The organism is Variovorax sp. 01T432 (assembly GCF_056398605.1).
Window position 1 is genome coordinate 80,421 of record NZ_JBFTPS010000030.1, and the last position, 7,080, is coordinate 87,500.

Consider the following 7,080-nt stretch of genomic DNA (forward strand, 5'->3'; position numbering starts at 1 on the left):
CGCTTTTTCAATAAATAAGAGGTGGAGAAGAAGAGACATGGACTATTTGCAAACGGCGGAATTCTGGATCGGTCTGGTCAAGATTGTCTGGATCAACATCATCCTTTCGGGCGACAACGCGGTCGTGATCGCGATGGCGGCCCGTTCGCTGCCGCCGCATCAGCAGCGCAAGGCCGTAATGTGGGGCTCCGGGGCGGCCGTGGTGCTGCGGATCGCACTCACCGTGGTGGCGGCCAGGCTGCTTGCCCTGCCTTACCTGCAGATCCTCGGCGGCGCATTGCTGCTGTGGATCGGTCTTCAGCTTCTCGGCGACGAGGAAGAAGATGACGGTGGCGGGAAGGCGCACGGCAGCATGATGGCGGCGGTACGGACCATCCTGCTGGCCGACCTCGTGATGAGCCTGGACAACGTGATCGCGGTCGCCGCTGCCGCGCAGGGCAGCATGGTGCTGCTGGTTCTGGGCTTGGCGATCAGTATTCCGTTGGTGATTTTCGGCAGTACGCTGATGATCAAGCTCATGGAGCGTTTCCCGATCATCGTCATACTCGGCGCGGCCCTCATCGGCTGGGTTGGTGGCGAGACCATCGTCAGCGACACTTCGCTGAGCGGCGTTTTGGCAGCCAATCCCTTGTTGCACTATGCGGGCGCGGCCGTCGGGGCGGTTTTCGTCGTCGCCGTCGGCAAGTGGCTGCAGAAACGCAGCCACGCCACGATCTGATGGCTGTTTTTACCTGAACCCACCCATGGCGAACTTCGGCGCTCCTGTCTCTCCTGCCAACGGCTCCCTGACCTGGGACTTCGCCGCGCTCACGGACCCGGGCCGGGTGCGCGCCAACAACGAGGACACGATCGCCTTCGACGCTTCCCTGGGCCTGGTCCTGCTGGCCGACGGCATGGGTGGCTACAACGGTGGCGAGGTTGCCAGCGGGATGGCGATCGCGCTGTTACAAGCCAGCTTCGGCCGCTGGCTCGCTCACGCCGGACCGGGTGCCAATCCGAAAGCGGTTCGCCGCGCGCTGCAGGCCGGCACGGATGAGGCCAACGCCGCGATTCTCGAGGCAGGTGTTGCAAACGCGCAACTCCAAGGCATGGGGACGACGCTGGTGCTGGCGGCTTTCGGGCCGGAGCGGGCCATCGTTGGCCACATCGGCGATTCGCGCTGCTATCGCCTGCGCGATGGCCAACTGGCATTGCTCACCCGCGATCACTCCCTGCTGCAGGAGCAACTCGACGCCGGCGCGATCACGCCGGAGCAAGCGATCCAGTCGCCGCATCGCAACCTGGTCACGCGGGCGCTTGGCATCGAGCGCCATGTCGAGCTCGAACTGCACGAACACGACGTGAGGATTGGCGACCTTTTCCTGCTATGTTCCGACGGCTTGAGTGAGATGGTTTCCGACGCGCAGCTTTTCACGCTTTTGTTACAAGATATCGGCCTCCCGGAAAAAGCAACACTTTTGGTTGCAAGTGCGAACGACAATGGCGGCAGGGATAACATTTCGGTTGTCCTTGCCCGGGCGGGCGGCGTGTGAATACTGGGGATGTCGGGGTCGTCGGGCTCTTTGAACCATCCGCCGGAAGGGCCCGCTGTGAACAAAAGAACGAGATGCAGGAGTCGGCCATGCCGAAAATGATCGTTTCGATCGACGGCGTCGTCATCAAGGAGGTGACGCTCGCCAAGGACCGCACCACGCTGGGGCGGCGGCCCTACAACGACATCGTGATCGACAATCTCGCGATCAGCGGTGAGCATGCCGTGCTGCACATGATCGGCGGCGATGTCTACCTGGAAGACCTCAACAGCACGAACGGCACCTACGTCAACGGGCGTGCCATCAAGAAGCAGGCGCTTGAGCACAACGACGTCATCGAAGTCGGCAAGTACAAGATTCGTTATCTGGTGGGCACAACGGTACCCGAGACTGCCGCGCCCGCCCCGACCATTGTTCCTGCGCCCTCGGCCCCCATTCCTCTCTCGTCCGCACCCACGGTGCAGTCGCCCCTGGGCGGTGGCACTGCGGGGGTGGCCGTGATCCGCGTTCTTTCGGGCACCGGCGCCGGCCGCGAGCTTTCGCTGCAAAAGGTCGTCACCACGATCGGCAAGCCCGGCGTGGCCGTCGCTGCCGTCACAAGGCGTCTGCATGGCTATGTCGTGGCGCCCATCGACGGCGGCACGGCCCTCAACGGCGAACCCCTTGGCAGCGAAGCCGTTGCGCTGCAAGACGGCGATGTGCTCGAGCTCGGCGGCACGCGAATGCAGTTCGTCGCTGGCTGAGCGTTCCCTGGGGCGTCGCTGCCCATTGCGTGAGAGGCGATGATCGCGCTACGGCAGCATTGGGCCCGCATCGCCATCACCTTCGTGCCGGTCGTGCTGGCGCTGGCGCATGCGACCGGCTTCTGGCGGCCCCTTTTTCTCGACCGCCTCGACAATTTCATCTACGACGTCAGGCTGCGCGCGACCATGCCGCGCACCACCGATCCGCGGATCGCGATCGTCGACATCGACGATTCCAGCCTGCGGAAGTTCGGCCAATGGCCCTGGAGCCGCGACAAGCTGGCGCGCCTCAGCACCGGCGTAACGGTCCGGCAGCAAGCCGCCGTGCACGGCTTCGACGTGCTCTTCGCCGAAGCCGATGCCAGCTCCGGCCTCGACGTCTTGAAGGGACTCGCCAACGGTTCCTTGCGCGGCGATGCCGACTTCGTGGCTGAACCAGCGTTTCTCGCCCCAACTCGATCACGACGCCATCTTTGCGAGCGCGTTCGCCGGCCAGCCGGTCGCGCTCGGCTACTACTTCACCCAGACGCTCGAGCCTCATGCGGCCGGGCGTTTGCCAGCGCAGGTGCTTCAATCGAATGCCTTTCCCCCGGGCCGTGAATACGCCAGGCGGTGGAACGGCTTCGGCGCCAGCATCGGCCCGCTGGCCGACGCCGCGCCTGCGGCCGGCTTCGTCAACGTGTTGCTCGACGCGGGCGTGGACGGTGTGGTGCGCTCCCTGCCGCTGCTTGCGCGGTACGACGGCGTGCAGGCCTTGCCCGGCTACTACGAATCCCTCGCGCTGCTGATGTACCGACCCTCGGCCGGGCTGCCGTCCATCACACCGGCGTTCGCATCCGGCTTCAGCGACGCGCTCGACAAGGCGCCGCCGCTGGAAGCCCTGTTGCTGGCGACCCGCACTGCCGTTTTGCGCGTCCCCATCGACGAACACGCCAATATGCTGGTGCCCTTCCGCGGCTCGGGCGGGCCGCGCGGCGGCTCGTTCCGCTACATCTCGGCGGCCGATTTCATCCTTGGCACGCTGGCGCCCGGCGAACTCAAGGGAAAGATCGTGCTGGTCGGCGCCAGCGCGCCGGGTCTGCAGGACCTGCGCAGTACACCCGCAGGCGCGGCCTTCCCTGGCGTCGAAGTGCACGCCAACATCATCTCGGCGTTGCTCGACGGGCGCTCGCTGGCGGTGCCCGATTACGCGGTGGGACGTGGTCACCGTACTCCTCGCAGGGCTGGCGCTGGCCGTGGGCCTCTCGCTGCGCGCTGCGCCGCAGGCCGTCATGGTCGCGGCGCTTATCGGCGCCTTGCTGGTCGGGTGCAACACATGGCTCTATCTCACGGCCGGCCTGGTGCTCCCGCTGGCCGCCACACTGGCGATGACCGCGGTGGCCTTCGTGCTGAACATGAGCTGGGCCTACTTCGTCGAGGCGCGCGCCAGCCGCAGCATGGCAAGTCTCTTCGGCACCTATGTGCCGCCGCAGCTCGTCGAGGAGATGCGGGCCAATCCCCATCGCTACAGCATGCGCGCCGAGAGCAAGGAGCTCACCGTGATGTTTTGCGACATGCGCGGGTTCACGCGGCTTTCGGAGCAACTCGCGCCGGTCGAACTCCAGGCCTTCCTCAACGACGTCTTCAGCCGCCTGACCGAAGTCATCAGCGCTCACCGAGGCACGGTGGACAAGTACATAGGGGACTGCGTGATGGCATTCTGGGGCGCGCCCGTCGACACGCCGGAGCACGCGGCGCTCGCTGTGGAAGCCGCGCTCGAGATGGCTGCCACCGTGCATGCGATCAACGCCGCCCACCGCCAGACCGGGCGTCCGGAGATCAGCGTCGGCATCGGCCTGAACACGGGCGTGATGAGCGTCGGCGACATGGGCTCGGCGGTTCGCCGCAGCTACACCGTGGTCGGCGATGCCGTCAACATCGCCTCGCGGCTGGAAGGACTGGGCGTGCACTTCGGCGTGGATATCGTGGCCAGCGCGTCGACGCAGCGCGCGGCGCCTGACTTCGTGTGGCGGGAGCTCGACCTTGTGCAAGTCAAGGGCAAGGTGGAGCTTGTCCAGATCTTCACACCCGTCATACTCCGGCGTGATGCGAGCGAGGCCCTGCTCCAGGAACTTGAGCGGTGGGCGCGGGTCCTCTTCCTGTATCGTGTGCAGGAATGGGAGGAGGCGCAGGCCCTGCTGGCGCTGCTGCTTTCTGCGGATGCGCAAAAAGTCCTTTACCAGCTGTACGCGCAGCGTATAGCCTCGATGGCGTTGCTGCCCAAAGTCCCGAGCTGGGACGGCGCAACCCGGTTTCAAACCAAGTAACAGCCGACGGGCTGAAAGATAAAAAAGGGTCTCGCAATATGCAGGTGCGCGTGCTGGGGTGCTCAGGCGCCATCGCCAAGGACTGCCGCACGACCTCTTTCCTGGTCGACAGCGATCTGCTGGTCGACGCCGGCACCGGTGTCGGTGACCTGAGCCTCGATGAGATGACCGCGATCGACGACGTGGTGCTCACCCATTCGCACCTCGATCACATCGCCGCCCTGCCCTTGATGATCGATGCGGTGGCCAGCCGGCGCAGCAAGCCGCTGCGCGTGCATGCCCTGCGAGCGACCATCGAGGCGATGCGGGCCCATGTCTTCAACAACGTCATCTGGCCGGATTTCGCGAGCATTCCGAGCCTGGAGGCGCCGTTCGTTAGCTTTCACGACATCGTGATCGGGCAGCATCTGGAGCTGGGGACGCAGGGGCTCAAGCACATCGAAGTCTTGCCGGCCGTTCATACGGTGCCGGCCTGCGGGTATGCCGTCCGTAGTGCCAGTGGCGGGCCGAACTGGGTTTTCAGCGGCGACACCGAGCGGAACGCGCCCTTCTGGGATCGGGTGAATCAGCTCGACGTGGCGATGCTGGTGATCGAGACCGCGTTCAGCAACCGCGAGCAGGCATTGGCGAGGCGCAGCCTGCACTTGTCGCCCGCGACGCTGGCAGATGAGCTGGCGCAGATCGGCGCTGGCAAGAACTTTCCCATCTACATCACGCACACCAAGCCGGCCGAGACGGAAGAGATCATGAGCCAGATCGATGAGCTGGCGGAAAGCGCCCGGGTGCGTGGCACCCGGGGGTGGGACATTCGGTGGCTGCAGGCGGCGGGGGTGCTGCGGGTGTGACCAGGGTTGTTAGTTCCGGTGACAAAAATGTCATCGTATGTGGGTGCGTCGCAACGGTTTTCGTCACCTGTTGTAACTCAAACGTGAACAAATGCGCGGTAACCCGGGCCAGGAGAGACAAGCTTAGGGTGGCACAGATGCTGCGGATAGAAGACCGCACCGGGGGCCTTTCCTCGGGCCCCTCAACCAACCTGGAGCTTCTACATGAACCGCGCTATCCGTTCCGCCCAAAAGGGCTTCACGCTCATCGAATTGATGATCGTCGTAGCGATCATTGGTATCTTGGCCGCGGTGGCATTGCCAGCCTATCAAGACTACACGGTCCGCGCAAAGGTGAGCGAAGCGATCATCGCCGCGACCTCGCCAAAAGGTCTGATCAGTGAAGCATTTCAGACCGATGGTTTGGAAGGTGCAAAGGCCGCCGCTGCAACGTTCAATGCTAAGGCTGCGACCGAAATCGCAACGAAGTATGTGAGTACCATTGTTGTTGGCGTTACAGATGCAGATGCCGGTGTGATCACCGTGACGCTCCAGGGCGCAAGCGCTGGTCTGCCGACGGACGCTCAGGGCAAGAAGATTGTTATGTCGCCCAATGTCAATAAGGTTGCACTTGCTGCCGGGGTTTCTGGCCCTGTCGATTGGGCATGCGCTTCGACGACTGCAACGACCGCCGGCACGCGTGGCCTGGGTGCAGCGACTCTTGGCGATTTGCCCGCGAAGTACGCGCCCGCCGAATGCCGTTAAGCTCGTGTTCAGCTCAATAGAAAAAGCCGCCCCCGGGCGGCTTTTTCTATTTTCAGTTCGCCAAGCCATTCGTAAGTGACGAATACAAACGATAGGCGGCTCACATGGTTGACCGGCGAACGTGGATCGTGAGCGTCCAGTCGTCCATCTTGACCGCCCGCGCACGCGCCTCATCTGGGCCTGAGTTGCGCTCCGACGAAGGCAACGCACTCGACGAGGTTGCGTGCTGACACGAGCGAGACTTTTCGGCGTCAGTCCGTACGCTCAACAGGTGGTTCTCGCCGAGGTATCCATAGGACGCGAGCAGGTATCGCTCCGGATAATCGGCGCAGAACTGCTTGATCGTTTGGTCGACAAGGCTCGACGGCACACCCTCGGTGAACTTCATCGTCGCAGTGAGCCGCTGCATACAGGTTTCCTGGACGATCGTTGGCACCGCTTCATCGCCTGGAATGTCACCAGCAGCACGTGTATGGGAACTTCAAGTTGGCGGGTGTCCACCCCGAAGCGAGGCCGCACGAGGAAGGATCCGAGCAGGTTCGGCTGCCGGGCGTAGATTTCGTCTGCCAACTGAACCTTCTGTGCCGCGCTCATGCTGTTGACGTCGATGGTCGCTCTGACCATCACGGTCTGGGTGACCCTGCCTTGATTTCACATATAGCAAGAAGTTGGAAACATGAGCTGTATGGAGAATCGAAATGCGAGATAGCAAGCTGCCGAAACGGCAGTACACGGATGAATTCAAGGTCGAGGCGATCCGACTAGCCCGAAGTTCCTCCAATCGCCGAGCGAGTTTGTCTTTGCACGACAAGCACTTGGCGTGAGTTTGGGGTTCCGGTTTCTGTCTACAGACGGATCTGCTGGAGCAGATCGAGCGCGCGTTGTTGTTTCGCGTTGGGCGTAGTGAGGA

The 7,080-nt window shown here is 63.4% G+C and carries 8 protein-coding genes and 1 pseudogene; 8 read left to right on the forward strand and 1 reads right to left on the reverse strand.

Translation table 11 applies throughout. From position 1 onward, the window contains the following. The first annotated feature begins 37 nt into the window (after positions 1-37). From AC1DNF_RS21865 to AC1DNF_RS21900, 8 genes and pseudogenes are all read left to right on the forward strand, one after another. Positions 38-718, forward strand: coding sequence for a TerC family protein (locus AC1DNF_RS21865; protein ID WP_478150724.1), 681 nt, complete (start codon positions 38-40; stop codon positions 716-718). 25 nt (positions 719-743) lie between these two features. After that, positions 744-1,532, forward strand: a complete 789-nt coding sequence (locus tag AC1DNF_RS21870) for a Stp1/IreP family PP2C-type Ser/Thr phosphatase (protein ID WP_478150725.1) — start codon at positions 744-746, stop codon at positions 1,530-1,532. Between the two features lie 89 nt (positions 1,533-1,621). Further along, positions 1,622-2,275, forward strand: a complete 654-nt coding sequence (locus tag AC1DNF_RS21875) for an FHA domain-containing protein (protein WP_478150726.1) — start codon at positions 1,622-1,624, stop codon at positions 2,273-2,275. A 39-nt stretch (positions 2,276-2,314) separates the two neighbouring features. Next, positions 2,315-2,875, forward strand: coding sequence for a CHASE2 domain-containing protein (locus AC1DNF_RS21880; protein ID WP_478150727.1), 561 nt, complete (start codon positions 2,315-2,317; stop codon positions 2,873-2,875). After that, positions 2,793-3,383, forward strand: a pseudogene (locus AC1DNF_RS21885) (CHASE2 domain-containing protein); the annotation flags it as partial. The gene AC1DNF_RS21880 and the pseudogene AC1DNF_RS21885, both read left to right, overlap by 83 nt. 91 nt (positions 3,384-3,474) lie before the next feature. After that, entirely contained in the window at positions 3,475-4,581 is a 1,107-nt protein-coding gene (locus AC1DNF_RS21890) for an adenylate/guanylate cyclase domain-containing protein (RefSeq protein ID WP_478150728.1), read from the forward strand. Between the two features lie 38 nt (positions 4,582-4,619). Further along, complete coding sequence (locus AC1DNF_RS21895; RefSeq protein ID WP_478150729.1) at positions 4,620-5,426, forward strand: MBL fold metallo-hydrolase; 807 nt, start codon at positions 4,620-4,622, stop codon at positions 5,424-5,426. Between the two features lie 204 nt (positions 5,427-5,630). Next, positions 5,631-6,170, forward strand: coding sequence for a pilin (locus AC1DNF_RS21900; RefSeq protein ID WP_478150730.1), 540 nt, complete (start codon positions 5,631-5,633; stop codon positions 6,168-6,170). Between the two features lie 100 nt (positions 6,171-6,270). On the opposite strand, the gene AC1DNF_RS21905 is transcribed toward AC1DNF_RS21900, so the two are convergent. After that, positions 6,271-6,579, reverse strand: a complete 309-nt coding sequence (locus AC1DNF_RS21905; RefSeq protein WP_478150731.1) for a hypothetical protein — start codon at positions 6,577-6,579, stop codon at positions 6,271-6,273. Positions 6,580-7,080 lie beyond the last annotated feature (501 nt).